The sequence below is a fragment of the Rhodoferax sp. GW821-FHT07F03 genome (assembly GCF_059418745.1).
The window spans coordinates 166628-192922 of record NZ_JBWKQM010000002.1 but is presented as its reverse complement, the minus strand read 5'-3'; the positions used below and the strand labels follow the sequence as shown (position 1 = coordinate 192922).

At 63.7% G+C, this 26295-nt stretch carries 28 protein-coding genes; 15 read left to right on the top strand and 13 right to left on the bottom strand.

Annotated features, from left to right (window positions below; genetic code table 11):
- Nucleotides 1-7: 7 nt before the first annotated feature.
- Genes AC07R0_RS03510 through AC07R0_RS03500 form a run of 3 tightly spaced genes read left to right on the top strand, consistent with a single transcriptional unit; the run spans nucleotide 8 to nucleotide 1708 of the window.
- A complete protein-coding gene (locus tag AC07R0_RS03510; protein WP_495103815.1) occupies nucleotides 8-583 on the top strand; it encodes a DUF4136 domain-containing protein in 576 nt (191 codons plus the stop codon).
- Nucleotides 584-591: 8 nt separating this feature from the next.
- Complete coding sequence (locus AC07R0_RS03505; protein WP_495097001.1) at nucleotides 592-1236, top strand: histidine phosphatase family protein; 645 nt, start codon at nucleotides 592-594, stop codon at nucleotides 1234-1236.
- Nucleotides 1237-1246: 10 nt separating this feature from the next.
- Nucleotides 1247-1708, top strand: coding sequence for a hypothetical protein (locus AC07R0_RS03500; protein ID WP_495103814.1), 462 nt, complete (start codon nucleotides 1247-1249; stop codon nucleotides 1706-1708).
- A gap of 97 nt (nucleotides 1709-1805) precedes the next feature.
- Here AC07R0_RS03500 and ruvB read toward each other — a convergent pair whose 3' ends face one another.
- Nucleotides 1806-2867 (bottom strand): Holliday junction branch migration DNA helicase RuvB, encoded by a 1062-nt coding sequence (gene ruvB / locus AC07R0_RS03495; RefSeq protein WP_495073897.1) that lies wholly within the window; start codon nucleotides 2865-2867, stop codon nucleotides 1806-1808.
- A 189-nt stretch (nucleotides 2868-3056) separates the two neighbouring features.
- On the opposite strand from ruvB, the gene AC07R0_RS03490 reads away from it, so the two are divergent.
- Nucleotides 3057-4283 carry a carbonic anhydrase gene (locus AC07R0_RS03490; protein ID WP_495096998.1) on the top strand — a complete coding sequence of 409 codons (1227 nt, stop codon included), beginning with the start codon at nucleotides 3057-3059 and terminating at the stop codon, nucleotides 4281-4283.
- A 15-nt stretch (nucleotides 4284-4298) separates the two neighbouring features.
- Here the strand turns inward: AC07R0_RS03490 and ruvA are convergent, their stop codons facing one another.
- On the bottom strand, nucleotides 4299-4871 hold the full coding sequence (gene ruvA, locus AC07R0_RS03485) for a Holliday junction branch migration protein RuvA (RefSeq protein ID WP_495103813.1): 573 nt from the start codon (nucleotides 4869-4871) through the stop codon (nucleotides 4299-4301).
- 143 nt (nucleotides 4872-5014) lie between these two features.
- Between ruvA and AC07R0_RS03480 the strand changes: the two genes are divergently transcribed.
- A complete protein-coding gene (locus AC07R0_RS03480) occupies nucleotides 5015-5590 on the top strand; it encodes a bactofilin family protein (protein WP_495096997.1) in 576 nt (191 codons plus the stop codon).
- 17 nt (nucleotides 5591-5607) lie between these two features.
- Here the strand turns inward: AC07R0_RS03480 and AC07R0_RS03475 are convergent, their stop codons facing one another.
- From AC07R0_RS03475 to AC07R0_RS03460, 4 genes are all read right to left on the bottom strand, one after another.
- Nucleotides 5608-6225, bottom strand: a complete 618-nt coding sequence (locus AC07R0_RS03475; RefSeq protein ID WP_495073900.1) for an ABC-type transport auxiliary lipoprotein family protein — start codon at nucleotides 6223-6225, stop codon at nucleotides 5608-5610.
- 83 nt (nucleotides 6226-6308) lie between these two features.
- Nucleotides 6309-7286, bottom strand: coding sequence for an MlaD family protein (locus AC07R0_RS03470; protein WP_495073901.1), 978 nt, complete (start codon nucleotides 7284-7286; stop codon nucleotides 6309-6311).
- Nucleotides 7276-8088, bottom strand: a complete 813-nt coding sequence (locus tag AC07R0_RS03465) for an ABC transporter ATP-binding protein (RefSeq protein ID WP_495103812.1) — start codon at nucleotides 8086-8088, stop codon at nucleotides 7276-7278. The genes AC07R0_RS03470 and AC07R0_RS03465 overlap by 11 nt, the downstream gene beginning before the upstream one ends.
- 1 nt (nucleotide 8089) lies before the next feature.
- Nucleotides 8090-9220: an MlaE family ABC transporter permease gene (locus AC07R0_RS03460; protein ID WP_495103811.1), complete on the bottom strand. Its 1131-nt coding sequence runs from the start codon at nucleotides 9218-9220 to the stop codon at nucleotides 8090-8092.
- A gap of 85 nt (nucleotides 9221-9305) precedes the next feature.
- Between AC07R0_RS03460 and AC07R0_RS03455 the strand changes: the two genes are divergently transcribed.
- On the top strand, nucleotides 9306-10262 hold the full coding sequence (locus tag AC07R0_RS03455; RefSeq protein WP_495103810.1) for a PhoH family protein: 957 nt from the start codon (nucleotides 9306-9308) through the stop codon (nucleotides 10260-10262).
- Nucleotides 10263-10318: 56 nt separating this feature from the next.
- The gene (gene ybeY, locus AC07R0_RS03450; RefSeq protein WP_495096991.1) at nucleotides 10319-10783 is read left to right on the top strand and encodes an rRNA maturation RNase YbeY; all 465 of its coding nucleotides are present in this window, start codon (nucleotides 10319-10321) and stop codon (nucleotides 10781-10783) included.
- A 9-nt stretch (nucleotides 10784-10792) separates the two neighbouring features.
- On the opposite strand, the gene dtd is transcribed toward ybeY, so the two are convergent.
- Nucleotides 10793-11230 carry a D-aminoacyl-tRNA deacylase gene (gene dtd, locus AC07R0_RS03445; RefSeq protein WP_490590964.1) on the bottom strand — a complete coding sequence of 146 codons (438 nt, stop codon included), beginning with the start codon at nucleotides 11228-11230 and terminating at the stop codon, nucleotides 10793-10795.
- A gap of 94 nt (nucleotides 11231-11324) precedes the next feature.
- Here dtd and AC07R0_RS03440 point away from each other — a divergent pair, with 94 nt between their 5' ends.
- On the top strand, nucleotides 11325-11723 hold the full coding sequence (locus AC07R0_RS03440) for a cupin domain-containing protein (RefSeq protein WP_495103809.1): 399 nt from the start codon (nucleotides 11325-11327) through the stop codon (nucleotides 11721-11723).
- Between the two features lie 13 nt (nucleotides 11724-11736).
- Here AC07R0_RS03440 and tyrS read toward each other — a convergent pair whose 3' ends face one another.
- Nucleotides 11737-12993 carry a tyrosine--tRNA ligase gene (tyrS, locus tag AC07R0_RS03435; protein ID WP_495103808.1) on the bottom strand — a complete coding sequence of 419 codons (1257 nt, stop codon included), beginning with the start codon at nucleotides 12991-12993 and terminating at the stop codon, nucleotides 11737-11739.
- A 238-nt stretch (nucleotides 12994-13231) separates the two neighbouring features.
- Between tyrS and AC07R0_RS03430 the strand changes: the two genes are divergently transcribed.
- Nucleotides 13232-14572 (top strand): M23 family metallopeptidase, encoded by a 1341-nt coding sequence (locus tag AC07R0_RS03430; RefSeq protein WP_495103807.1) that lies wholly within the window; start codon nucleotides 13232-13234, stop codon nucleotides 14570-14572.
- 1 nt (nucleotide 14573) lies between these two features.
- A complete protein-coding gene (locus AC07R0_RS03425) occupies nucleotides 14574-15680 on the top strand; it encodes an anhydro-N-acetylmuramic acid kinase (protein ID WP_495103806.1) in 1107 nt (368 codons plus the stop codon).
- A gap of 3 nt (nucleotides 15681-15683) precedes the next feature.
- On the opposite strand, the gene mdtD is transcribed toward AC07R0_RS03425, so the two are convergent.
- The 5 genes from mdtD to AC07R0_RS03400 all read right to left on the bottom strand — a co-directional run bounded on the left by mdtD (nucleotide 15684) and on the right by AC07R0_RS03400 (nucleotide 20361).
- Nucleotides 15684-17093: a multidrug transporter subunit MdtD gene (mdtD, locus tag AC07R0_RS03420; protein ID WP_495103805.1), complete on the bottom strand. Its 1410-nt coding sequence runs from the start codon at nucleotides 17091-17093 to the stop codon at nucleotides 15684-15686.
- 81 nt (nucleotides 17094-17174) lie between these two features.
- Complete coding sequence (erpA, locus tag AC07R0_RS03415) at nucleotides 17175-17540, bottom strand: iron-sulfur cluster insertion protein ErpA (protein ID WP_092758362.1); 366 nt, start codon at nucleotides 17538-17540, stop codon at nucleotides 17175-17177.
- Nucleotides 17541-17697: 157 nt separating this feature from the next.
- A complete protein-coding gene (rpsI, locus tag AC07R0_RS03410; protein WP_490590970.1) occupies nucleotides 17698-18090 on the bottom strand; it encodes a 30S ribosomal protein S9 in 393 nt (130 codons plus the stop codon).
- Nucleotides 18091-18101: 11 nt separating this feature from the next.
- Nucleotides 18102-18533 (bottom strand): 50S ribosomal protein L13, encoded by a 432-nt coding sequence (rplM, locus tag AC07R0_RS03405; RefSeq protein WP_490590971.1) that lies wholly within the window; start codon nucleotides 18531-18533, stop codon nucleotides 18102-18104.
- A gap of 187 nt (nucleotides 18534-18720) precedes the next feature.
- Nucleotides 18721-20361 (bottom strand): serine/threonine protein kinase, encoded by a 1641-nt coding sequence (locus tag AC07R0_RS03400; protein ID WP_495103804.1) that lies wholly within the window; start codon nucleotides 20359-20361, stop codon nucleotides 18721-18723.
- A gap of 71 nt (nucleotides 20362-20432) precedes the next feature.
- Between AC07R0_RS03400 and AC07R0_RS03395 the strand changes: the two genes are divergently transcribed.
- From AC07R0_RS03395 to ushA, 5 genes are all read left to right on the top strand, one after another.
- Entirely contained in the window at nucleotides 20433-21335 is a 903-nt protein-coding gene (locus AC07R0_RS03395) for a 23S rRNA (adenine(2030)-N(6))-methyltransferase RlmJ (RefSeq protein WP_495103803.1), read from the top strand.
- A 243-nt stretch (nucleotides 21336-21578) separates the two neighbouring features.
- Complete coding sequence (locus AC07R0_RS03390) at nucleotides 21579-22505, top strand: ribokinase (protein WP_495103802.1); 927 nt, start codon at nucleotides 21579-21581, stop codon at nucleotides 22503-22505.
- Nucleotides 22506-22543: 38 nt separating this feature from the next.
- Entirely contained in the window at nucleotides 22544-23527 is a 984-nt protein-coding gene (locus tag AC07R0_RS03385; protein ID WP_495103801.1) for a nucleoside hydrolase, read from the top strand.
- A gap of 27 nt (nucleotides 23528-23554) precedes the next feature.
- Nucleotides 23555-24397, top strand: coding sequence for a 2OG-Fe(II) oxygenase family protein (locus AC07R0_RS03380; RefSeq protein WP_495103800.1), 843 nt, complete (start codon nucleotides 23555-23557; stop codon nucleotides 24395-24397).
- A 162-nt stretch (nucleotides 24398-24559) separates the two neighbouring features.
- The gene (gene ushA / locus AC07R0_RS03375; protein WP_495103799.1) at nucleotides 24560-26200 is read left to right on the top strand and encodes a bifunctional UDP-sugar hydrolase/5'-nucleotidase UshA; all 1641 of its coding nucleotides are present in this window, start codon (nucleotides 24560-24562) and stop codon (nucleotides 26198-26200) included.
- Nucleotides 26201-26295: the final 95 nt, after the last annotated feature.

Here is a 26295-nt window from a genome sequence, read left to right as displayed (position 1 = left end):
TATAGCCATGGCACGCTGGTCCACCCTGCTGCTCGCAAGCTGCGTGTGGCTGTCCGGCTGTGCCTCCATGTGGCGCGTGGACAGCGATGTGCAAAGCTTCTCCACCCTGGGTGCGGTCGCCCCCGGCACCACCATCCGCTTTGACCGCCTGCCCTCGCAACAGGCCGACGCCGCAACGCAGAACGCACTCGAAGCCATCGCGACACCCGCCCTGGCCCAGGTGGGCCTGGTACCGGGCCCGACGCCGCGCTTCAACGTGGAGCTAGGCATCCAGACCCTGGTCATCTACCCGGATACCGGGCGCTGGGGCCCAGGTCCCCTCTGGTATGGCCCGGGCCGCTGGGGCTGGCCGGGGCGCCCACAGCTCTGGATGCCCGAACCCACCCGCTACCAGCACCAGCTCAAGCTAGTCTTGCGCGCCGTGGACGGCGGCCAGGTAGTCTTTGAAAGCCGGGCCGTGCACGAAGGTTTTGGCGGCCGCATTGAAGACGTGCTGCCGGCCATGTTCCAGGCCGCCCTGCAAGGCTTCCCCAACCCGCCAGCGGGCCTGCGCACGATCAGCATACAGCCACCGCAACACTAAGAACACCTATGAACGCCACCCGCATCATCGCCATCCGCCATGGTGAAACCGCCTGGAACGTAGACACCCGCATCCAGGGCCACCTGGACATCCCGCTGAACGCCACGGGCCGCTGGCAAGCACAGCGGGCCGCCCAGGCCCTGGTCGAAGAACCCATCACCGCCATCTATGCCAGCGACCTGCTGCGGGCTTATGAAACGGCGCAAGCTGTCGCCAACGCACTGGGCGTGGACATCGCCAAGGCGCCAGGCTTGCGGGAACGTGACTTTGGCGCCTTCCAGGGTCACACCTTCGCGGAGATTGAGGCCACCCAACCCGAACTGGCACTGCGCTGGCGCAAGCGCGACCCCGACTTCAGCCCCCCTGAAGGTGGCGAATCATTGATCCGATTCCGCGACCGGATACTGGCCTGCGTAGACCTGCTGGCAGCGCGCCACCCCGGCGAGCTGATCACCCTGGTGGCCCATGGCGGCGTGATGGATGTGCTGTACCGCGCCGCCACCGGCCAGGGCCTGCAAGCACCGCGTACCTGGAACCTGGGCAATGCCGCCATCAACCGCCTGCTGTGGACCCCGCAAGGCCTGAACCTGGTGGGCTGGGCCGATACCCAGCACCTGGAAGCCGACACCGCACTGGACGAAACCAGCGCTTGAGGAACAGACCATGCTTCATTACTTGATGCACGCAAGCGAATACTCGTGGCAGGAGCAATTACTGTACGCCGGCCTCTTCGTTGCAGCCATTGTGTTGCTGTTTGTGTTTTTTTGGTGGCGCAAGCGTGCTGCGCGGCCCCGCCAGGGCGACTTTGCGGCACTGGTACAAAACCACTCGATTGCCGAAGCGCTGGACCAACAGCAACGAGGCCCGTTGGAAGACGCGGCCGATGCCTGGCAGCAAACGCAAACCGCGCTGGGCACCGTAAAAACCGGCGTGGAACGCGCACTGGCACTGGTCTGGCTGCTGCTGTCGGGCCTGCTGTGCGCCATCAGCATCCTGTTTGTGCTCATAGGCCTGCTGAAATTTCCGGCGCTGAACTGGGGCCAGCAGGGGTTCTTCCTGGCACTGGCCGTGGTATGCGCCTGGTTTGTGCGGGCGCAATGGCGCGACCTGCGTGGCGTGAAGTAGGCCGGCAGCGCCGTCACGTTTACATCCAAATCAACTGTTTGCGCAGATAGCACCTGCACAGGCAGCTACCAATTAAATAGCAAGCCCGAATTTTTCCTTACTCCGCGGCAAACAGCCCGCCCTCGGCCTGCGGCGGGTTCACGCCCAGGTGGCGGTAGGCGGCCAGCGTGGCGATGCGGCCACGCGGCGTGCGCTGCAGAAAGCCCTGCTGTATCAGATAGGGCTCGATCACATCTTCAATGGTGTCGCGCTCCTCGCCGATGCTGGCGGCGATGTTATCCAGCCCCACCGGGCCGCCATCAAAGCGGTGGATCACCGCCTCCAGCAGCTTGCGGTCCATCAGGTCGAAGCCCTGCGGGTCCACATCCAGCATGGCCAGCGCGCGGTTGGCGATGTCCAGCGTGATGGTGCCGTTACCCTTCACATCGGCGTAGTCGCGCACCCGGCGCAGCAGGCGGTTGGCGATACGCGGTGTGCCGCGCGAGCGGCGTGCGATCTCAAAGCCACCGTCGGCCTCCATCGGCGCATTCAGCAGACCGGCGCTGCGCTTCACAATGCGCGCCAATTCGTCCGGCGTATAGAACTCCAGCCGCGCCACGATGCCGAAGCGGTCGCGCAGCGGGTTGGTCAGCATGCCGGCGCGGGTGGTGGCGCCGACCAGGGTGAAAGGTTGCAGGTCCAGCTTGATGCTGCGCGCCGCCGGGCCTTCGCCGATCATGATGTCGATCTGGTAGTCCTCCAGCGCGGGGTACAGGATTTCTTCCACCACCGGGCTGAGGCGGTGGATTTCATCGATAAACAGGACGTCGTTCTTTTCCAGATTGGTCAGCAGCGCAGCCAGGTCCTTGGGCTTTTCCAGCACCGGGCCGCTGGTCTGGCGCATATTCACGCCCAGCTCGTGGGCAATGATGTGGCTCAGCGTGGTCTTGCCCAGGCCGGGCGGGCCGAACAGCAGCACGTGGTCCAGCGCCTCGCTGCGTTTTTTGGCCGCGCCGATGAAGATCTCCAGCTGCTCGCGCGCCTTGGTCTGGCCCACATATTCGTCGAACAGCTTGGGGCGCAGCGCGCGTTCTATCGCCTCTTCCTGGGGCGAAGAGGGCACGGCGGAGACAACGCGCTTGGGCGGCGTCGGCGCGAAATCATCAGTCTGGATGGACACGGCAGGCAGGTCAGAAGAGGGTTGAAAACAGAGCGGCCACTATAGCGCCTGGCGCCCGACTGTATGCAAACGGGCCGCCGCTTTGAATGAGGAGACGGCTGGCTTGTGGCTATAGTGGACCCTGCAACACTTTACATAGCAATGCGGTAGCTGTTACACCCTTGCTTGTTTCTTTTAAGCCTATTGCCCATGACGCCCACACCCTCTGCTTCCCCCCCTTCTGCACACTGGTCTGTTGGCTGGCAAGGCGTTCGCCACAGTGCCCTGGGACTGCTGCTGTGTGCCAGCGCCAGCGGCTGGGCGGCCGATGCGCCGGCGGAAAAAATCCCCTCCATCGGCAAGATCACCCTGCCCGCCAAGCCGGCATCGCAAGAAGGAGGCAAGGCAGCCGAAACCAGCAAGACCAAGGAAACCGTCAGCAAGGAATCCATGGGCGACCAGGTACGCGAACTGGTCGAGCAAGCCAACGCCAGCAACCAGCAAGCCAAAGGCAAAAAAGGCAAGACCGCCAAGACTCCGCCAAAGATCACGCTGACCATCGAGGCCGAGCCCAAAAAATCCGGCGCACGCGGCACGCCCTCGGCACCGCCCGACATAGCGGCCGCCTACGCCCGTGCCCATGGTGCCATCCCCAACCCGGTGGACAGCCGCGCAGCCGCCATGGCCCAAGTGGCCGGCCTGCCACCGCGCACCACGGTGTCCCGTGACAACCTGGGCATGGCGCGCAGCGACGAAACCCGCTGGACCTACGACGGTGAATTTGGCCCACAAGCCTGGTCGCGGCTGCGGCCCGAATACGGCCAGTGCGCCACCGGCACGCGCCAGTCGCCCATCCACATCCAGGACGGCAACACCTTGCAGGGCCCGGCCGAACCGCTGCAGTTCCACTACCAGCCCAGTAGCGCCATGGTGGTCAACACCGGCCGCACCATACAAGTGGACGTGGTGGGTGACAACACCCTCACCGTGCGCGGCTCCACCTACAAGCTGACCAACATCCAGTTCCACCACCCCAGCGAAGAGCGCATCAACGACCGGGCCTACACCATGGCGGCCCACCTGATCCACCGCAACATCGACGGGCAGATTGCCATCGTCGCCGTGCTGATGGACCCAGGCCAGCCCAACACCATGGTGAACAAGGTCTGGACCTATATGCCGCTTGACGTGGGCGACCGCGTGCGCATGCCGTCCGGCCTGCTGGACCTAAACGAGCTTCTGCCGCAAGACCAGCGCTACTACCAGTTCATAGGCTCGCTGACCACGCCACCCTGCTCGGAAAACGTGCTGTGGATGGTGTTGAAGCAGCCGATACAAATCAGCCCCGAGCAGCTGCGCCTGTTCGCCCAGCTCTACCCGCGCAACAACCGCCCGGTACAGCCCCTGAACGGGCGCGTGGTCCGGGAAGGCATGTAAGAGCCTGTTTACGACCTATTTGGCCAGCGCTTTCAGCGCCAGCTTGATACCTTCGCTGACGCCCACGCCGGCCGGCAAGGCCTTCAGCGCCAGCGCCGCTTCCTTGTCGCTATAGCCCAGGGCCACCAGGGCCTGCAGGATGTCGGCCTGCGCATCGCTGGTCACACCGGTGCGCACGCCGATATCGGGGCCTAGCTTGCCCTTGAGCTCCAGCAGCAGGCGCTCGGCGGTTTTGGGGCCGATGCCGGGCACCTTCTTGAGCCGCCCTACTTCTTGCAATGTGATGGCCTGGGCCAGGTCGTCCACCCCCATGCCGGACAAAATGCTCAAGGCCGTGCGCGGTCCCACGCCGCTGATCTTGATCAGCTGGCGAAACGCGTCGCGCTCGCCCGGTGTGGCAAAGCCGTACAGAATTTGCGCGTCTTCACGCACCACGAAATGCGTCAGCAGCGTGACCTGATCGCCCAAGCCCGGCAGGTTGTAGAAGGTGCTCATGGGCACATCCACGTCATAGCCCACACCGTGGCAGTCGATCAGCACCTGGGGTGGGTTCTTGGCGGCCAGCAGGCCTTGGAGTCGTCCGATCATGGGGTTTCCGAATGGTGAAAGCGCGATTGTCCCCGACGAGCACCGCCAATGCGCCACACACACGTTCTTACAGCTCTTGCATCCTCGCCCGGCATGTAACGGGATCGGCTCCTACCATTGGTCTCTTTTGGGAGGAATCCACCATGGCTCTGCAAGCCCCGTTTTTTGGCAAGCGTGAACCGGCCGTTTTGGGCCTGCGCCCCAGCCCCTCGCATGCACAGCAAGCCCCCCTGGGCAAACCACTGAACACCACCAGCACATCGTCAGCCAGCTCCACCCCCCTCCCCAGCGAAGTAAGCACTATGCAAGCCTCTACACCCGCAACCTCCACCAGCACCAATTCCGCCACCAAGACCGGCGGCAGTACCCTGACCGTGGGCCCGAACATCAAGCTTAAGGGTGTGGAGATCACCGACTGCGACACCCTGGTGGTCGAAGGCATCGTCGAAGCCACCATGGACTCCCGACTGATGCAGATCACCGCCGACGGCGCCTTCAAGGGCGCTGCCGACATCGATATTGCCGAAATCCATGGCAGCTTCGACGGCGTGCTGACGGTACGCGACAAGCTGGTGATCTACTCCACCGGCAAGGTCACCGGCACCGTGCGCTACGGCAAGCTGGTGGTGGAAGAAGGTGGGCAGTTGTCTGGCGAAATCGCTTTCGGCACCAGCAAAGCCGCACCTGTGAAAGCGGACCTGCAGGCCATCGCGGCCTGAGTCACTTCGGCTGGGGCTCAACGCCCCACCGTCTCCAGCCAGGCATCCAGCTCCTGCGCCAGGGCGTCGGTGGCCGCTGCCAGCGCCCGCACCCCGCCGGGTGCGTCGGCGCTGGGGGCCGGGCGCTGCAAGCTGAACGTGCGCTGGGCCAGCAAGCTGTCACCCAGCGGCGTACTTTCCACCAGCGTGGCGCGCAGCCGCACCAGGCCGGTACTGGCTGTGGGCGACTGGAACAGCTGGGTAAATTCCTGCAACTCCAAGCGCAACAAGCGCGGCGCCGGCCCAGTGGTTCGTGCCAGTGCAGCACTGTCGCTGGCAGCCAGCACGGCCCGGCGCTGCCCCAGCACATCACGCAGCCGCTGGCCCACCAGCTGCGCGGGCGGCACGCTCCAGCGGGCCTGGGTGTAAGGGCGCAGTTGTTGCGCGTCCGCATAGCCCAACCGGTACAGGATGGCTGTGCCACCGTCAATCAACCCAGGTGCCTCTACCTCGGCAAACGCCAGGGGTGGCAAGCTGGTCGTGGCCAACGGGCTGTTGGCCGTGGTGGTGCTTGGGCCGAAGTCATACTGTGTGGCACGCACGGGTTTATCGGGCAAGGCCGAGCAGGCAGCCAGGGCCCAAACCACCGAGCCCATTACCAAGCCAAATAGGCACTTTGCGCACATTCCACCTGCGCCAGAAGCTCTTATTTTCATAGCAAATCCTTTGTAAGCCGTTTTCATGGTTGTGCGGCAGGGGCCACAAAGCCGGGCTCGCCCGGGCCGGGTACGACCGCGCCGCCGCCAAAGATCAGCGATTGCGGCTGCTCGCTGATGCCGTTGACAGTACGGCCCAGCTGCCGCGCCGCACGGGAAGCGTCATCGGCCACCCGGTTGATGCGCGGCAAGGTGGCATTGCCCAAGGCGTCCGCCGCGTGCGACAGCGCGCCCGAACCTTCGGCCAGCCGGTCCATCACGCCGCCTTTTTCATTCAGCCTCGCAGCCGTCTGCCCGATGGCGACAAAGCTGCTGTCAGCCGTGTTGGCGGCGGTCTGCAGCGCGCGCATCGCCTGGTGGGTGTCGTCGGCAATCGCCGGGATGCGCGCCAGCGCTGGGTCCAGCCGCTGGGTGACGGTTTGCTCCAGCCGGGCGCTGAGCTGGGCCAGGCTAGTGGTGGCATGGTCGGCATTGGTCAGCACGCCGGTGAATAGTTTCTGGTTCTCATCGCTCAGCAACTGGTTCAGGCGCAGCGTGGCCTGGTCCACCTGCTCCAGGATGTGTGGCACCTGCTGGGTCAGCTTGCCCAGTTGCGAGGTCTCCAGCGGCAAGCGTGGTACACCGCTGCGGCCGGGCGGAATCGGGGTCTGGGCCTGGCCCGCGTCGTCGATCTGCACAAAGGCCAGGCCGGTGATGCCCTGGTAGCTCAGGCTGGCAAAGGCGGTGGGTGATAGCGGCGTGGTGTCGTCCACCGCGATACGTATCAGCACATTGCCCACCACGTCGGGGTCGAAACCGATATGGGTCACCTTGCCCACGGCTACACCCTTGTAGCGCACGGCGGCCTGGGGCTGCAGGCCCGTCACAGGGTCGCGCGTCGAAAGTTCATACGGATGGCTGCTGCCCGCATCGCGCGTGAGCCACACCGCCAGCGCCACCAACAGCGCGGTGACAGCCAGCACAAACGCGCCCGCCGCCAGCGCATGGGATTTATTTTCCATGGGGACTCTCTCCTGAAGGAATGGGTGAAGGGGGTAGCGGCGCCAAAGCGCGCCGCCCGCGTTCGCCCAGAAAGAAATGTTCGATGAACGGGTGAGGGAAGGCCACCACTTCGGCGGGCGTGCCCGTCACCAGCACCTTTTTTTCGGCCAGCACGGCCACCCGGGTGCTGAGCGCAAACAGAGTGTCCAGGTCGTGGGTGACCATCACCACCGTCAGGCCCAGGCCCTGGTGCAGGGCACGCAGCAGGGCCACAAATTCGTCCGCACCATTCGGGTCCAGCCCGGCGGTGGGTTCGTCCAGCAGCAACAACGGCGGGTCCATCACCAGCGCGCGGGCCAGGGCCACGCGTTTGACCATGCCGCCGGACAAATCCGCTGGCATCTTGTCGGCATCGGCCGGGCTCAGGCCGACCATTTGCAGCTTGACCAGGGCCGCGTCGCGCACCAAGGCTTCGGGCAAGGTCTTGAGTTCGCGCAGCGGAAAGCCAATGTTTTCCAACACAGTAAAGGCCGAAAACAGCGCCCCCTGCTGGAACAGCATGCCCACCCGGCTGGCCGCACCCGCCCGGCCCAGCTCGGCTGCGGGCTGGCCCAGCACCGTAACCTGGCCCTGGGCGGGCTGCTCCAGCCCCAGCATCTGGCGCAGCAGCACCGTCTTGCCCGTACCCGAGCCACCCACCAGGGACAAAATCTCGCCGCGCCGCACGGTCAGCGCCAGGTCCTGGTGGATGACGACCCGCTTCTTGCCGCTGCCAAATGCGGTCTGCAGGCCTTGGATATCGACGATGGTGTCTGCATCCATATCAGACTCCCACGTTTTTAAAGACGATGGCGAACAAGGCATCGACCAGAATCACCACAGTGATTGAGGCCACCACCGAAGCCGTCGTGCCCTGCCCCAGGCTTTGGGTATTGGGTTTGACGCGCAGGCCGCAGTGGCAGCCCACCAGCGCAATCAACAGGCCGAACACGGCCGACTTGAACACCGCCAGCCCCAGGTTGGCCACGCCAACGGCATCGGGCAAGGCCTGCAAAAAAAATGCGGGCGTGATGCCCAGCGAAAGGTCCGCCGCCAGCATGCCCCCGGCCAACGCGGTCAGCGAAGTCCAAACAGTGATAAGCGGCATGGCGATGGCCAGCGCCATGGCGCGTGGCATCACCAACCGGTAGCTCAGGGGGATACCCATGACGCGCATGGCATCCAGCTCTTCGGTCACGCGCATCACGCCGATCTGCGCGGTGATGGCCGAACCGGAGCGCCCTGCGATCAGAATCGCGGCCAACATCGGCCCCAGCTCGCGCACCACCGACATGCCCAGGATGTTGACGATAAAAGCCTCGGCCCCGAACTGGCGCAGCTGCTGCGATGTCAGGTAGGCCAGCACCACGCCAATCAAGAAGCCCACCAGCGCGGTGATGGGCAGGGCCATGGTGCCCATTTGGTACAGATGGCCCGAAACATCCCGCCACGGCCCGGCCTGCGGGCGGCGCGCCAGGCGCAGCAGATCCAACGCCAATTGCCCCAGCATGCGCAACAAGTCCAGCCCCTGCGCCAGGCCCGCCAGCACCCAGGCGCCCAGCGCGTCGAAACACTGCGCCCAGGTCGCGTCGTGGCTGGGGGGCGCTTCACACGAGAATTTGGCGACACGCTCCAGCAGGCTGCGCTGCTCGGGCAGCAGGTCGATCTGCGCTGGCCACTGACGGCCCCAGTAGTTCCACAGCAATTGCGCACCCACATGGTCCAAGCGCTCCACGCTTTGCAGATCCCAGTGCGCAGACGGCGGCTGTGCCTGCAAGGCCGAAGTCGCGGCCCGCCACTGCGCCGGCACGGCCAGATCGGCCGCCGCCCACCGGCCCAGCAGCCTGGCGGTCAGCGCATCGGGCTTGTCTGCAGGGGAGATGCTGTCGATATGGGGCGGTGAATCTTGGGCCATGGTGTGCAGCGCATCCTAACAAGCCGCCCCCGCACCTGCGCGTAGGACAAGCGCCTGAACACAGCGTACAGGCGACAATACAGCCATGATTGTTCGCCACACCTTCTCGCCCCCCAACAACACCCGGCTCGACCACCTCTGCGGCCCCATGGATGCGCATCTGCGCACCATCGAAGACGCGCTGCAGATCAAGATCGCCCACCGGCACGAACAGTTCAAGATCGACGGCCCCAAAGCCACCGCCAACCAGGCGCTGGAGCTGCTGCAGGCCCTGTACGAACAGGCGGGCCGCCCGATCAAGCCCGACACCGTGCAGCTGATGCTGGCCAGCGATGCCGACCTGGGCGCCGACGGCCACAGCCTGCAGACCCGCCGCACCGACCTGCGCGCCCGCACCCCGAACCAGACCACCTACCTGGACAACATCGCCCAGCACGACATCACCTTCGGCATCGGCCCGGCCGGCACCGGCAAGACCTACCTGGCCGTGGCCTGCGCGGTGGACGCGCTGGAGCGCAGCGCGGTACAGCGCATCGTGCTGACCCGCCCGGCGGTGGAAGCCGGCGAGCGCCTGGGCTTTCTGCCCGGCGACCTGAACCAGAAGATCGACCCCTATCTGCGCCCGCTGTACGACGCGCTGTACGAGTTGATGGGGCCCGAGAAAGTACAAAAGGCCTTTGAGCGCAACGCGCTGGAAGTGGCGCCGCTGGCCTTCATGCGTGGACGCACGCTGAACAACGCCTTTGTGATCCTGGACGAGGCGCAGAACACCACGCCCGAGCAGATGAAGATGTTTCTGACCCGCATCGGCTTCGGCGCCAAGGCCGTGGTGACCGGCGACGTCAGCCAGATCGACCTACCGAAAACCCAGCTCAGCGGCCTAATCGACGCCGAGCAGGTGCTGCGCCGTACCAAGGGCATTGCCATCACCCGCTTCACCAGCGCCGACGTGGTGCGCCACCCGCTGGTGGCGCGCATCGTCGACGCCTACGACACGCGCGGCAAATCGGACCTGGCCGTGCGTACCCGTAAAACTGTTTAACGCTATAAATTAGATAGCTGCTTGTGCAGAATACACCTGCGCCAGCGGCCAAAAACATGCTGAACAACCTACAACTCTCGCTGCAATTTGGTGAGCTGGCCAACAAGGAAGAACTGGCCCTGCACCGTGCCGCCCTGCCCCGCCACAGCGTGGCCCGCTGGATACGCCACGCGTTGGCGCTGGACGCCGAAATCACCGTGCGCATCGTCGATGCCGAAGAAGGCCAGGCCCTGAACCGCGAATACCGCAAGAAGGACTACGCCACCAATGTGCTGACCTTCGACTACACGCAGGAACCGGTGGTTACCGCCGACCTGGTACTGTGCGCCCCGGTGGTGGCCCGCGAAGCCGCAGAAAACGGCAAGTCGCTGAAAGACCATTACGCCCATCTGCTGGTGCACGGCACCCTGCACGCCCAGGGCTGGGACCACGAAACCAGCGAAGAAGATGCCAACGAGATGGAAGCTTACGAGACCGAGATCCTGGCCGAGTTGGGCATTGCCGACCCTTATGCCGACTAAGCTCGCGGATTAAAACTGCAGCGGAATCGTCACCGGCCCGTCATTCACCAGATGCACCAACATGTCGGCACCGAACTGCCCGGTCTGCACCGGCGCATGCAGCAGCCGGGCCTGGGCCACAAAGTAGTCGTACAGCCGGCGCCCGTCCTCGGGTAGCGCTGCGCTGATAAAGCTGGGCCGGTTGCCCGCCGAAGCATCGGCCGCCAGCGTGAACTGGCTGACCACCAGCAGCCCGCCCGCCACGTCCTGCAGGCTCAGGTTCATCTTGCCCGCCGCATCGCTGAAGATGCGCAGCTTCAAAATCTTGGCCAGCAGCTTGTCGGCCTGGGCTGGCACATCGCCGCGCTCGGCACACACCAGCACCAGCAGGCCTGGACCAATCTGGCCCACCACCTCGTCCGCAATGACCACGCGGGCTTCCCGCACTCTTTGTAAAACAGCTTTCATGCGGGGATTGTCGGTCAGTAGGCTCAGGGTTGTCACCGAGCATGGGCCTGGACCACACCACTACGATAGGCCACGATTTTTCAAAGGACACGCCATGCGTTTGCGCAACTACGGTATTTACATCCTCGTCGTCGGCCTGCTGGGCCTGGCAGCTGCCGCCCAGGCGCAAACGAGTGGTTTGACACGCACCATCGTTGGCAAGGAAGACGTGTCGGTGCCTGGGCGCGAGGCGGTGGTCGCGCGTGTGGAGATTGCCCCCGGCGGCAAGGCGGCCCGCCACACCCACCCCGGCGATGAAATCAGCTATGTGATGTCCGGCGAAACCGTTTTGCTGGTGGACGGCCAGCCGCCGCGCCGTATCAAGGCGGGTGAATCCTTTGTCATTCCCGCAGGCGTGGTGCACGCCGCCGAGAACGACACCGCCAACCCGGTGCAGCTGGTCGGTGTCTACGTGGTGGAAAAGGGCAAGCCGCTGGCCTCGCCAGCGCCCTGACCTCACGCCTGTATTAGCCCAGCGTCACGCGGGCAAACTTGCGTTTTCCCACCTGCAGCACATAGGTGCCGGCACCCAACTTCAAGCCCTTGTCGCTGACCACGCTGGAGTCCACGCGCACGCCGCCGCCGTCGATCAGACGATTGCCCTCGCCGCTGCTGGCCGCCAGGTTAGCCAGCTTCAGCAGCGCGGCAATACCCACGGCCGCACCGCCTTCGCCCAGGGGCAAGCTCAGCTCTGCGATGTCGTCCGGCACGCCGCCCTTGCTGCGGTTGTTGAAGTCTTGCTCGGCCGCATCGGCTGCGGCCGCACTGTGGAAGCGCGCGGTGATTTCCTTGGCCAGCGCCACCTTGGCGTCCTTGGGGTTACGGCCGGCCTCCACTTCCGCCTTGAGCGCAGCAATCTCGGCCTCGCTCTTGAACGACAGCAAGGTGTACCAGCGCCACATCAGCACGTCGGAGATGCTCAACACCTTGGCGAACATGGTATTGGGCTCTTCGCTGATGCCGATGTAGTTGTTCTTGGACTTGGACATCTTCTCCACGCCGTCCAGGCCTTCCAGCAACGGCATGGTCAGGATGCACTGCGGCTCCTGGCCGTATTCGGCCTGCAGGTGCCGGCCCATCAGCAGATTGAACTTCTGGTCGGTACCGCCGAGTTCCAGGTCGGACTTGAGCGCCACCGAGTCGTAGCCCTGCATCAGCGGGTACAAGAACTCGTGCACCGCGATGGACTGGCCGCCGTGGAAGCGGTCGTGGAAGTCGTTGCGCTCCATCATGCGGGCCACGGTGTAGCGCGAGGCCAGTTGGATCATGCCGCGCGCGCCCAAGGGCTCGCTCCATTCGCTGTTGTAGCGGATCTCGGTCTTGGCCGGGTCCAGCACCAGGCTGGCCTGCTTGTAATAGGTTTCGGCGTTGATCTTGATTTGCTCGGGGGTCAGCGGTGGCCGGGTGCTGTTGCGCCCGCTGGGGTCGCCGATCAGCGAAGTGAAGTCGCCAATCAGAAAGATCACCGTGTGGCCCAGATCCTGCAGCTGGCGCATCTTGTTCAGCACCACGGTGTGGCCGATATGGATGTCGGGCGCCGTCGGGTCCAGGCCCAGCTTGATGCGCAGCGGCGTGCCGGTGGCCTCGGAACGTGCCAGCTTCTTCAGCCAGTCTTCCTGCGGAATCAGCTCGTCACAGCCGCGCAATGACACGGCCATGGCCTCCCGAACACGGTCGGTTACAGGGAAATTACTGCCCGATACGGGACTTACTGCTTGATTCATAAGGGTTTTTCAGGTCTTTATCCATTGTCGCCCAGGGTGGGCACCGCTATACTCGCGGATTCGCTGCAGCCCCTGATTTTAGTGGTGCGTTGCCTGATAGGCCGCCCAAAACCCCAGGTCTGGCGCAATACACGGCTCGCAGGCCCGCTTCCTGCTACCGGCCATTGCGCATGACCTGACTGAACTTCCAGGGCTTTCCACGTCTCTGCAGCAAACCTCTTTTTGGGAATTCAATCTTTTGAACAACGGTCTCAACACCGTCAGCGATAGGCTTTTGTCTTTGGTACAACGCCACCCCAAGCGCATCACCGCGCTGGTGGCGGCCGTACTCTTAGGCGGTGGCAGCGGCGCATTTGCCGTCGCCTCCCTGGGCCCAGACGCCGCTGACCTGCCGGTACGGCAAATCACGGAATCGGTGCAACCCCTGCCCTTGCAAGAGCAGGCTGCGGCACTCGATCTGCACAGCTTCAATCTGTTCCGCACGGAAACCACCCGCTCCAGCGACACTGCGGCGTCGCTGCTGCAGCGCCTGGGCATCGCCGACGCGGACGCGGTGGCCTTCCTGCGCAGCGATGCACTGGCCAACAAGGCCATCTTCGGCCGCGCCGGCCGCATCGTCAAAGCCGAGGCAACCGACAAACAAGCCTTACTGTCCCTCAGCGCGCTGTGGAGCCCGGGCAACGACGGCGCCATCCAGCGCATGGTGGTTGAAAAGACCGCCCAGGGCTTCCGCTCCCGCATGGAAGATGCCCAGCTGGACACCACCAGCCGGCTGGCCGGCGGCACGATTCGCAGCTCGCTGTTTGCAGCCACCGACGAAGCCGGCATTCCCGACGCCGTCGCCACCCAGGTCGCCGAAATCTTCTCGGGCGACATCGACTTCCGCCGCGCGCTGCGCAAGGGCGACCATTTCTCGGTGGTCTATGAAACCGTTGAAGCCGACGGCCAGGTGCTGCGCACCGGTCGCGTTTTGAGTGCTGAATTTTTCAGCAATGGCAAGACCTACCAGGCCATGTGGTTTGCCGAACCCGGTCAAAAGGGCAGCTACTACTCGCTGGACGGCCAAAGCCTGCGCCGTGCCTTCCTGACTGCGCCGGTAGAGTTCTCCCGCATCACCAGCGGCTTCTCCATGCGCTTCCACCCCATTCTGAAGCTGTGGAAAGCCCACCTCGGTGTGGACTACGCGGGTACCACTGGCACGCCGGTGCGTACCGTGGGTGACGGGGTGGTGGAGTTCGCGGGTGTGCAAAATGGTTACGGCAACGTGATCATCGTCCGCCACAACAACCACAACGAAACCCTGTACGCCCACCTGAGCCAGATCAATGTGCGCGCGGGCCAAAAGATCAGCCAGGGCGAGCATATCGGCGCGATTGGTGCCACCGGCTGGGCCACCGGCCCGCATCTGCACTTCGAGTTCCGTGTCGATGGCGTGCACCAGGACCCGATGACGGTGGCCCGCCAAAGCGAAAGCCAACCGCTGTCCGCTGCGGCCAAGCCCTTGTTTGACAAACTCGCTGCCACCATGCGCCAGCAGCTGTCCGCAGCCTCTGCCGTGCAACAGGCCAGCGCTGACTAAAATGTCCGAGCTCTACATCGGCCTCATGTCCGGCACCTCGCTGGACGGCGTGGACGGTGTACTTGCTGACTTTGCTGGTGGCCGCATGCAGGTGCTGCAGCACGCCAGCCTGCCCTTTGTCGATGCGCACCGGGCCGGGCTACTAACCTTGAATTCACCGGGCGACAACGAGCTGCACCGCGCGGCCCTGGCCGCCAATGCCTTGGCCGAACTCTATGCCAAGGTTGTCCAGCTGTTGCTGGACCGTGGCCAAGCCGCTGCAGCGTCCATCCAGGCCATTGGCGCTCACGGCCAGACCGTACGCCACCGCCCGCAGGAATTTGACGGCACCGGCTACACCCTGCAACTGAACAACCCAGCCCTGCTGGCCGAGCGCACAGGCATCACCGTCGTGGCGGACTTCCGCAGTCGCGACATCGCCGCCGGCGGCCAGGGCGCCCCCTTGGTGCCGGCCTTCCACCACCAGGTGTTCGGCCGTGCACAGGAAGCGGTGGCGGTGCTGAACATCGGTGGCATCTCCAACCTCAGCGTGCTGGACGGCGAGCAGATCCTGGGCTTCGACTGCGGACCCGGCAATGCGCTGATGGACTACTGGTGCCAGCAACATACCGGCCAGCCCTTCGATGCCGACGGCGCCTGGGCCGCCAGCGGCAGCGTGCAGCCGGACTTGCTGGCCGCCTTGCTGGACGAGCCCTTTCTGAGCAAGGCACCGCCCAAGAGCACGGGCCGCGACCTGTTCAACCCCGGTTGGCTGGCCGCCAAGCTCCAGGGATTTGCCGGGCTGAGCCCGGTAGACGTACAAGCTACATTGACCGAATTGACCGCCAGCGCAAACGCTACCTGCGCAAGTAGCTATGGAAAAAATAGCAACCAGTTGATCGTATGCGGCGGCGGCGCCTTGAACGGCCAGCTGATGCGGCGCATCCAGGCAGCACTGCCCACCATGCAGGTGCAATCCTCGGCCGCTCACGGGCTACCGCCTCTACAGGTGGAAGCCTCAGCCTTCGCCTGGCTGGCACGCCAAACGCTGCTGCGCGCACCGGGCAGCCTTGCCAGCGTCACCGGCGCACGCGGCAACCGGGTGCTGGGCGCGATCTATCCGGCCTGAGCCCTACTCCAGGTCGGCTGCACCTGCTGGGGCCGCCACCTTCTCGTCGGGCGCCAGCTGCCAGAAGATCCAAGCCGAGGCCAAGGTCATCAGCCCCATGGTTGCAAACGTAGCGTGGAAAGCCTGCAAGGTCTGCGTAGCACCCACAGCCTGGAAATAGCCGGTGTAACCCGCCAGCACCGCCCCTGCGGCTGCCACCCCCATGCCCATGGCCAGCATCTGCACCATGGACAGCAGGCTGTTACCGCTGCTGGCCAACGGACCATCCAGGTCCTTCAAAGTCACCGTATTCATGGCCGTGAACTGCATGGAGTTGACCGCCCCAAAGAAAGCCAGCTGCACCAGGCGCAGCCACAGCGGCTGCTCCGGTGTTACAAAAGCAAAGCTGGCCATGGTCAGCCCTACCAGCGCGGTATTCAGTACCAGTACCTTGCGGTAGCCCAGCCAGGTGATCAAACGCGTGGCCAAGGTCTTGGTCACCATGCCGGCTGCCGCCACCGGCAGCATCATCATGCCGGCCTGTGCCGGGCTGTAGCCCATGCTGACCTGGAGCAGCAACGGGATCAAAAACGGCATGCAGCTGCTGCCTATGCGCGCAAACAGATTGCCCAGCAGACCAATGGCCAGCGAAGGAATGGCGAACAACCTGGGTGAAAACAAGGGCTCGGGTTCCCGCACCGCGTGCAGCCAATAGGCCACCAGGCTGGCCAGGCCGAACATCAGCAACACCAGCACGGTGGCCTGGCGTAGACCCAGCTCGGACAGGCCATCCAGCGCCAAGGATAGAGCCACCATGCCAAACGAGAGCAGTGCATAGCCGCTCAGGTCAAATCGCTTGTATTCCACGCGCAGGCCCTCGGGCATCCAGGCCAGGGTGGCCATGCCCCCCAGCACACCTACCGGCAGATTGATCAGAAAGATCCAGTGCCAGGTGGTGTACTCCACCAGCCAGCCGCCCAGAGTCGGGCCGATCAGCGGGCCAATCAAGCCCGGCAGCGCAACAAAGCTCATGGCTTTCAAAAACTGCTCGCGTGGAAACGCCCGCAGCACCGCCAAGCGCCCCACAGGCAGCAATAAAGCCCCGCCAACCCCTTGCAACACACGGGAGGCCACCAATTGCGTCACGCTGTGCGACATCGCGCAAAACAAGGAGCCCAGTGTGAAAAGAGCAATCGCTGCAACAAACAGGCGACGTGTGCCGAAGCGGTCGGCCATCCAGCCCGAGGCCGGGATCAGCATGGCCATGGTCAGTGAATAGGCCACCACCACCGACTGCATGCGCAAAGGGCTTTCGCCCAGACTGGCGGCCATGGCCGGTAAGGCAGTATTGACGATGGTGGCGTCCAGGGTCTGCATGAAAAACCCAATAGCCACCAGCCAGAGCAAACGCTGGCGCGTCGCTTCATCTTGCATGCGGTAACCGCTCCTTGTCCAAACCGGTTGTAGCAAAGAAAAAGCCGCCTACAGGCGGCCTTTTCAAGACGGGGTGGCCAATCAGGCCGAGAAGCTGGAGCCGCAGCCGCAGGTGCTGGTAGCGTTAGGGTTCTTGATGACGAACTGGGCGCCTTGCAGGTCTTCCTTGTAGTCGATCTCTGCGCCCAGCAGGTACTGGTAGCTCATGGCGTCGATCAGCAGAGACACACCGTTCTTGGTCATGGTGGTGTCGTCTTCGTTGGTGATCTCGTCAAAAGTGAAGCCGTATTGGAAGCCGGAGCAGCCGCCACCCTGCACGAACACCCGCAGCTTGAGATCCGGATTGCCCTCTTCGGCGATCAGGTCGGCCACTTTGGCGGCAGCGCTGTCGGTGAAGACGATGGGGGTGGGCATTTCGGTCTGGATGTTTTCGGCTAGGGCGCTCATGGGGTACTCCGTAAAGAATCTAGGTAATGCTACTGCAATTCCCGACTTAAGTTGCGGGGCAAACAATTTGCCGGTATCAGCAGTGCGGTCTTTTCAAAAACAAAAACCGCCAAAGCCCGAAGGCTTGGCGGTTTTTGCGTCGCACAGAGCGAAAAGCTTAACGCTTCGAGAACTGCTTGCGGCGGCGTGCAGAGTGCAGACCGACCTTCTTACGTTCGACTTCACGCGCATCACGCGTCACGAAGCCGGCTTTACTCAGCTCAGGCTTGAGCGTTGCGTCGTAGTCGATCAGGGCGCGGGTAATGCCGTGGCGGGTTGCGCCGGCTTGGCCGGATTCACCACCACCGTGCACGTTGACCATCACGTCGAAAGTTTCGGCGTGGTTGGTCAGCACCAGAGGCTGCTTGCAGATCATGATCGAGGTAGCACGACCGAAGAACTCGGTGATGTCTTTACCGTTGACCTTGATTTGGCCGGAGCCCTTCTTGATAAACACACGGGCGACGCTGGATTTGCGACGGCCGGTGCCATTGTTCCAATCACCAATCATCTGGATACTCCTTAGATGTCCAGCACTTTAGGCTGTTGGGCGGTGTGTGGATGCTCAGCACCACCGTACACCTTGAGCTTCTTGATCATGGCGTAGCCGAGCGGGCCCTTAGGCAGCATGCCCTTGACGGCTTTTTCCAAAGCGCGGCCTGGGTGCTTGGCTTGCATGTCGCGGAACGAGATGGCAGAAATGCCACCTGGGTAGCCGGAGTGGCTGTAGTAAATCTTGTCGTTCGATTTGGCACCGGTCACGCGCAGCTGGGCTGCGTTGATGATGACGATGAAGTCACCGGTATCGACGTGAGGCGTGTAAATGGCCTTGTGTTTGCCGCGCAAACGGAGAGCAACTTCGCTGGCTACTCGTCCGAGGACCTTATCGGTCGCGTCAATCACAAACCACTCGTGCACCACGTCAGCGGGTTTCGCGCTGAAGGTCTTGGTCATGAGTTTTCTCTTTAAAAGAATGGTTTGGCCAACCTGAGGGGTTGGCGTCCTAGCAGCCCTTTTCCACGGTCGGCGTCTCTCTGGTGGAGATCTCTTAGGTGGTTTTTAAACTGCACCGCGGGGCTAGCAAACCGCTGGGCAGCCTTGGATTATACAAAGTTGCAGGCCCGGCCGTCAAACTGGTTGTTTAAGAGTGTTTTCGCTGGTTGCGATTCAGCCGTTGCGTGTTCTCCACGCACACCGGCAACTCGGCAAATTCCGGCTTCTGGCACTCGCGGTACAGGCACATGGGACGGGCAATGAAGTTGCTTTCCGGGCACAGCTCCACGATCGTGGTCGAAATCCGCGCCTCCCGAGGCCGCGTCTGCGGTGCAGTTGCAGCAGCCGAGGCGCCGCTTGCAGGGGGGGCGGCTACACGCGGCTTGCGCACAACTGGCCTCGTGGCTTGGGCCGCGCTCGCCACAGACTTCGGACTGGAGGCTGCTTGATCCTGGGATGCCGCCTGCGCCGCCACAGCAGCCGCGGGCTCGGTCACAACAGCCGGTTTGGCACTCAGTGCGACCGCAGGCATGGCCGCCACGGCAGGAGTCTGGGCAGCGGGCAAAAACCCGCTCCAGTACACACCCGCAGCCGCTCCGACCGCCAACACGACAGCCCCACCCCACCCCACGGTCTTACGCCACAGCGTCGTCCGCTGCTCCTTTCCAGCCAACAGCACAGGCGCGACGGCGGCAAGATCCACCACCACAGGCGCCGCAGGACGGTAGACAAATTGGGTGGGTTGCTCGGCCAGATCAGCGGGCTGGGGCTTGGCGCGCGCCGCCTGCTCGTCACGAGACAGCTGCCAGCCCTCACCCATGGCAGCCCGCCAGTCAAAGCGGGCCATATCGGACGGCACCTGCAAATCCAGCGCTTCGGAGAAAGCTTCCACCGACTGGGGTCGGTCCTCGGGGCGTATGGCCAGACTGCGGTCCAGCGTATCAACGAACGCCGGCGAGTAATTACAGCCGTACAGGCTGTGTGCCGATTGCGCCAGTTCGCGCATGCTGGGCATGCGGTCACGCAACACGCGGAAGGTAGCAGGCAGGGGCAAATCGTTGGCCAAATAGCCGTGCACTACTGCAGCCAGTGAATACAGGTCGCTCCAGGCGCCCTGCACCATGTCGCGTGCATCAGCGTATTGCTCAATGGGCGCGTAATTCACCTTCAGCACCGCCGTGTGCTTGCGGCTCAGGTCGCCAATGGCGCGCCGGGCCGCGCCCAGGTCCAGCAAGACCGGTGGACCCACATCCTGCAGAAAAATATTGTCGGGCGACACGTCGCGGTGCAGGGTCTGGTGCGCATGCAACAGCTTCAGCGCTTCCAGCACCGACCACAGCACCTGGCGCAACCAGGCCTCGGACGGCGGGCGGCGCATCTGGCTACGCGCCTGCTTGAGCGTCAGGCCGTGGTACAGCGGCATCACCATATAGGCGGTGTTGTTCGCCTCCCAGAAACGCAGCACCTTGACCAGGGACGGGTGGTCAAACTGCGCCAACAGCCGGGCTTCGGCCACAAAAGACTGCAAACCCGCCTGGTAGCTGTTGCCGTCCAGCGAAGACCGAATCACCACCGACGGCCCACCTGTACGCCCAGCCAGCGCCGTGGGGATGTATTCCTTGATCGCCACCGAGCGCTGCAGTGAATGGTCGTAGGCCTGGTAGACCATGCCAAAGCCGCCCACGCCCAGCAACCGGACCAGCTCGAACTCCCCCAGGCGCGTACCGTTAGCCAGCGCATCGGTGTGGTGCACTTTGTGGAGAACTGGCGGGTAGGCTAAATCGGACATATGGCGGTCGGGGGACCATAGTTTAGTGGCCGACACCACACGGCAGGCGCCCGCCTCGTTACCATTGGGGCATGTTTAGTTACCGCCACGCCTTCCATGCGGGCAACCACGCCGACGTGCTCAAGCACACGGTGTTGATTGCCGCCCTTAAATATTTGACCGAAAAAGACCCGGCCTTGGCCGTGCTGGACACCCATGCGGGTGCCGGCCTATACCGGCTCGACGGCGACTACGCCGAAACCAGCGGTGAGGCGGCAGACGGCATTCTCAAGCTGCTGGCGCCCCCCGCCCCCGGCGAAGCACCATGGCAGCCCGCCCCCCTGCTGCAGGACTACCTGGACATGGTGGCCAGCTTCAACAAAAGCGGCGCCAAAAAGGTCTACCCCGGCTCTCCGTTCATCATGCAACAACTGTTACGTGACCACGATCGGCTGAAGCTATTTGAGCTGCACCCCACAGACAGCAAAACCCTGTCGGCCAACATCGCCCAGCTGGAAGCCGGCCGCCAGGTCGCCGTGTTCCGCGAAGACGGCTTTGAAGGTATCCGCAAATTCCTGCCCCCACCCAGCCGCCGCGCTTTCCTGCTGTGCGATCCCAGCTATGAAATCAAGAGCGACTACGCGCTGGTGTCGACCATGGTGGCCAACTGCCTGAAGCTGTTTGCCACCGGCACCTATGCCGTCTGGTACCCCATCATCCCGCGGCCCGAGGCACACGACCTGCCCCGCAAACTCAAAACCCTGGCCACCAAGGCCGGCAAGAGCTGGCTGCACGCCACGCTGACCGTCAAGTTCAGCAAGCTCACCACCGATGCCACCGGTGAAGTCAAGCGCCCTGGCCTGCCCGCCAGCGGCATGTTCCTGATCAACCCGCCCCACACCCTGAAGGTCGGTCTCAAGCCCGCGCTGGAGCAAATGGTGGAACACCTGGGCCAGGACAAACACGCCACCTTCACGCTGGACTCCGGCGGCTAACACCACCACGACCGCCCAACGCCTCGCTATACAAAACATAGCTGCCGGCGCTGGATTCATTTGCGGCTGCGGCCGATTTGATGCACACCGTGCGGAAATCGGTATACCCGCTATCAGCAAACCCGGGTGAGGGCACCCCTGGGTGCACGTAAATTCGCGTAGCATGTTGCTCGCACGGGGCGGCGCCTGCCTGATGCAGCGCCCACCCTCCCCACATGCCGCAACCTCTGTTTAGAACCATCCATGATTTTTGTCGCTGGCTCTGCCAATCTTGATTTTGTCGTGCGGGCACCGCACATCCCAGCCCCCGGTGAAACCGTGCTGGGCCATGCGTTCCAGACCTTTCCCGGCGGCAAGGGCGCGAACCAGGCCATCGCCTGCGCCCGGGCAGGCGGCGCCACCACGCATATGCTGCTGGCGCTGGGTGACGACGCCTTTGCCCAGCCGCTGGAGACCTCATTGGCCGAGGCCGCCGTGGTCCCACACATCGTGCGCTCTGAAAAGCCCACCGGCACCGCCTTCATCTGCGTGTCCGACGACGCCGAAAACGCCATCACCGTTGCCCCTGGCGCCAACCTCGCCCTGCAAACCGAACACCTGCCCCCGCTGCAAGGCTTCAGCCACCTGCTGCTGCAGCTGGAAACCCCACTCGACACCGTCACCGCCTACGCCCAAGCCGCGCGCGCCCAGGGCGTGCAGGTGGTGCTGAACGCCGCGCCCGCGCAAGTGCTGCCCCCGGCCCTGCTGGCCGCCGTGGACGTGCTGGTGGTCAACGAAGGCGAACTCGCCAGCGTAGCCCAGCATGAAGGCAGCGTGGCCGAATGCCTGGCGCGGCTGGACGTGCGCTGCGTAGTGGTCACCCTGGGCCACCGCGGCTGCTGCGCCCGGCTGGACGGTGACATCACGCTGCAAGCGGCCTTCCCCGTCACGCCGGTGGACACCACTGCGGCCGGCGACAGCTTTTGCGGCGCCCTGACCGCCGCGCTGTCGCAAGGCCATACCTTGGCGCAGGCCCTGCAATACGGCAGCGCTGCCGGCGCACTGGCCTGCACCCGGGCCGGCGCACAGTCCAGCATCCCCAGCCACGCCGAGGTGCAGGCCCTGGTCGCCAGCGGCGCGCCGGCTGGTGCAGAAGCTGCGCTGCGCGCCTTCTGCGGCTTCCCGGCCTAAGCCCTTTTCACCCCCTATTCAAAGAACGAAAGAACACCATGAGCACCCAACACAAAGTCATTTTTGATACCGACCCCGGCGTGGACGACGCCATGGCCCTGTACTTCGCACTGGCCCACCCGGCCATCGACGTGGTCGGCATCACCACCACCTTCGGCAATGTCACCGTGGAACAGGCCGCCATCAACGCCCTGTATCTGACGGCCATCGCGGGCAAGACGATTCCCGTGACCAAAGGTGTAGCCACGCCCTGGGTCAAGCCCGGCGAGGCGCCACCGGCCTTCATCCACGGTGCGGACGGCCTGGGCAACCTGGCCTCGCGCGTCGCCACCACCAACCAGCTGGACCCACGCTCGTCAGCCCAGTTCATCGTGGACATGGCCCGCGCCCACCCCGGTGAAATCACACTGGTGGCCGTAGGCCCGCTGGGCAATCTGAGCCTGGCACTGAAGCTCGAACCCCAGTTGCCCAAGCTGCTCAAGGAAGTCATCCTGATGGCCGGCACGGTGACCGAGCCCGGCAACGTCTCCCCCGTGGCCGAAGCCAATGTATGGAACGACCCGCACGCGGCCGACCACGTCTTCACCGCCGGCTGGAAGCTGACCATGGTCGGCCTGGACGTAACCCACCGCGTGATCGTGCCACTGGCACTGATCAAGAAGATTGCCGACAAGCACCAGCACATTGCCACCGATGTACTGCACCACGCGGTGAGCTTCTATGCCGACTTCTACAGCGGCATCTACCCGCATGTGGCCAAGATCCACGGCTGCTTCGGCCACGATGTGCTGGCCTTCATCTACCTGGTGAACCCCGAGTTCTTCACCCTGGAAAGCGGCGCCATCCGTGTTGCCACCGAAGGCATCGCCAACGGCCAGACCATGATGAAGCGCAAGGACATCTTCCACCCACAAGCCGGCTGGGCCGACAAACCGGCCACCCAGGTCTGCATGCAGGTGCAGGCCGAGTCGTGCAACACCGTGTTTGAAGACACGCTGATGTCCGACTGGCTACCCCGCTAAAACGCCCCTCCCGAGAAGGAACCTGTCATGCAGCTCCCGGTTGTCGATTACCGCAGCGCCACCGCGGCGCAAGACTTTTGCCAAAGCCTGCACAACACCGGCTTTGGTGTGCTGGCCAACCATCCGCTGGACCAAAATCTGGTGGAAGGCATTTACGCCGAATGGCTGGCGTTTTTTGGCTCCGAAGCCAAACACAAGTACACGCAAGACCCGGTCAGGTTTGACGGCTACTTCTCGCCCGCGGTGTCGGAAACCGCCAAGGGCAACGACAAGCGCGACCTCAAGGAGTTCTACCATATCTACCCCTGGGGCCGCTATCCGGCCGAGGTGTCGGACGCAGCGCAGCGCTACTACAAAGCCGGCAGCGCCCTGGCCGCCGAGCTGCTGAAATGGGTGGAAGACAACTCGCCACCCGAGGTGCGTGCCCGTTATACCGAGCCGCTGCCGAAGATGATCGAGGGCTGCGACCAAACCCTGCTGCGCGTGCTGCACTATCCGCCGTTGCGCGGTGACGAAGAGCCCGGCAGCGTGCGCGCCGCAGCCCATGGCGACATCAACCTGCTGACCATCCTGCCCGCTGCTACCGAGCCCGGCCTGCAGGTGCTGGGCAAGGACGGCGCCTGGTTCGACGTGCCCTGTGACTTCGGCCTGCTGATCGTCAATATCGGCGACATGCTGCAAGAAGCCAGCGGTCACTACTACCCGTCCACCACGCACCGCGTGCTCAACCCCACGGGCGAGGGCCGCTTCAAGTCGCGCGTATCGCTGCCGCTGTTCCTGCACCCACGCCGAGAAGTCGTGTTGTCGGACCGCTACACCGTTCAAAAGTACTTTGACGAACGCATGCACGAACTCCGTGGGAAGAAGTAGCACACCCCCAGGCTCCACGCTGCGCGTTTCCGCCAACCCCCTTGCAGGGGGCAACACCTGCAGCCCGGCGGAGCCGGTTCTGCGGTGTTTCTGGAATAAGTCCCGGACCTCCTTAGGCCTCCCTCTTGATCTTGCGTTTGCAATTCCACTCCTGGAGTTTTTATGAAAATGCCTACCCGCCGCTTCGCTCTTGTCCTGCTCGTTGCCGCTCTGGCCGGCTGCTCGTCCATGGGCCCTGCGGGCCCGGAGAAGGACAAGACCTACCACCTAACCGTGCTGCACACCAACGACCACCATGGCCGTTTCTGGAAGAACAGTGATGGCGAGTACGGTATGTCGGCCCAGAAGACCGTAGTCGACCAGGTGCGTGCCGAGGTGGCTGCGGCTGGTGGCCAAGTGTTGCTGCTCAGCGGTGGCGACATCAACACCGGTGTGCCCGAGTCCGACCTGCAAGACGCCGTGCCCGACTTCCGCGGCATGAACCTGCTGCGATTTGACGCCATGGCGGTAGGCAACCACGAGTTCGACAAGCCCCGCGCCGTACTGAAAATGCAGCGCGACCTGGCCACCTTCCCCATGCTGTCGGCGAATATCTACGACAACGGCCAGCGCATGTTCGCGCCCTACAAGATTTTCAACGTAGGTGGCTTGCGGGTGGGCGTGATGGGCCTGACCACCGAAGACACCTACAAGATGGTGCACCCCGACAACGTCAAGGGCGTGGAGTTCCGTAGCGTCATCAAAGAAGCCAGCAATGTCGTGCCCGAGCTGCGTGCCAAGGCCGACGTGGTCATCGCCGCCACCCATATGGGCCACTATGTGGACGGCCAACATGGCAGCCAGGCCGAGGGTGATGTGGAGATGGCCCGCGCCGTCAAGGGCATCGACCTGGTGGTCGGCGGCCACTCGCAAAACCCGGTCTGCATGAAGGCCGAAAACGTACGCGACGAAGCCTATGTGCCCGGCACGCCCTGCGCCCCGGACCGCCAGAACGGCACCTGGATCGTGCAGGCCCACGAGTGGGGTAAGTACGTGGGCCGCGCCGACTTTGAATACCGCAACGGTGAATTCAAGCTGGTGCACTACGCGCTGATTCCCATCAACCTCAAGAAGACCGTGAAGCTGGCCGACGGCAAAACCGCCAAGGCCTACTACACCAGCGAAATCGCCGAAGACCCGGCCATGCTGGCCATGCTCACGCCCTACCAAAACATCGGCCAGGAAAAACTAGGCATGGAAGTCGGCAGCAGCGATGCCCGCATCGAAGGCGACCGCAGCGTGATCCGCGCCAAACCCGCCGCCATGGGCGTGCTGGTTGGCCTGTCGATGATGGAAAAAACCAAGGCCGACTTCGCCGTGGTGAATGCCGGTGGCGTACGCGACTCGCTGCCCGCTGGTACTTTGACCTACAAGGACGTGCTCAAGGTCCAGCCCTTTGGCAACACCATCGCCACGGTGGATTTCACCGGTGCAGAGGTCATGGACTACCTGAACGCCACCGCCAAAATGTCCGTCGGCTCCGGCGCCTTCCCGCAATTTGCCGGCATCGAGCTGGTCATGACCGGTGGCGTCGTCACCAGCGCACGCATCCAGGGTGCGAACGTGGACCCCGCCAAAACCTACCGCATGGCCGTCAACAACTTCCAGGCCGTGGGCGGCGACGGCTACCCCAAGCTGATTGCCCACAAGAACTATGTTGACAGCGGCTTTGTGGACGCCGACGTGCTGCGTGGCTATATCACCAGCCGCAGCCCGCTGAAGGCGGCCGACTTTGCGCCTGGCGATGCAGTGGTACGCCGCTGAGAAATTTAAATAAAAAGTGGCTCTGGCGCAGGAAATACCTGCGCCAGCAGCTACGAATTCAATAGCACCAACCATCCACTCGCCACGCTGCTCCG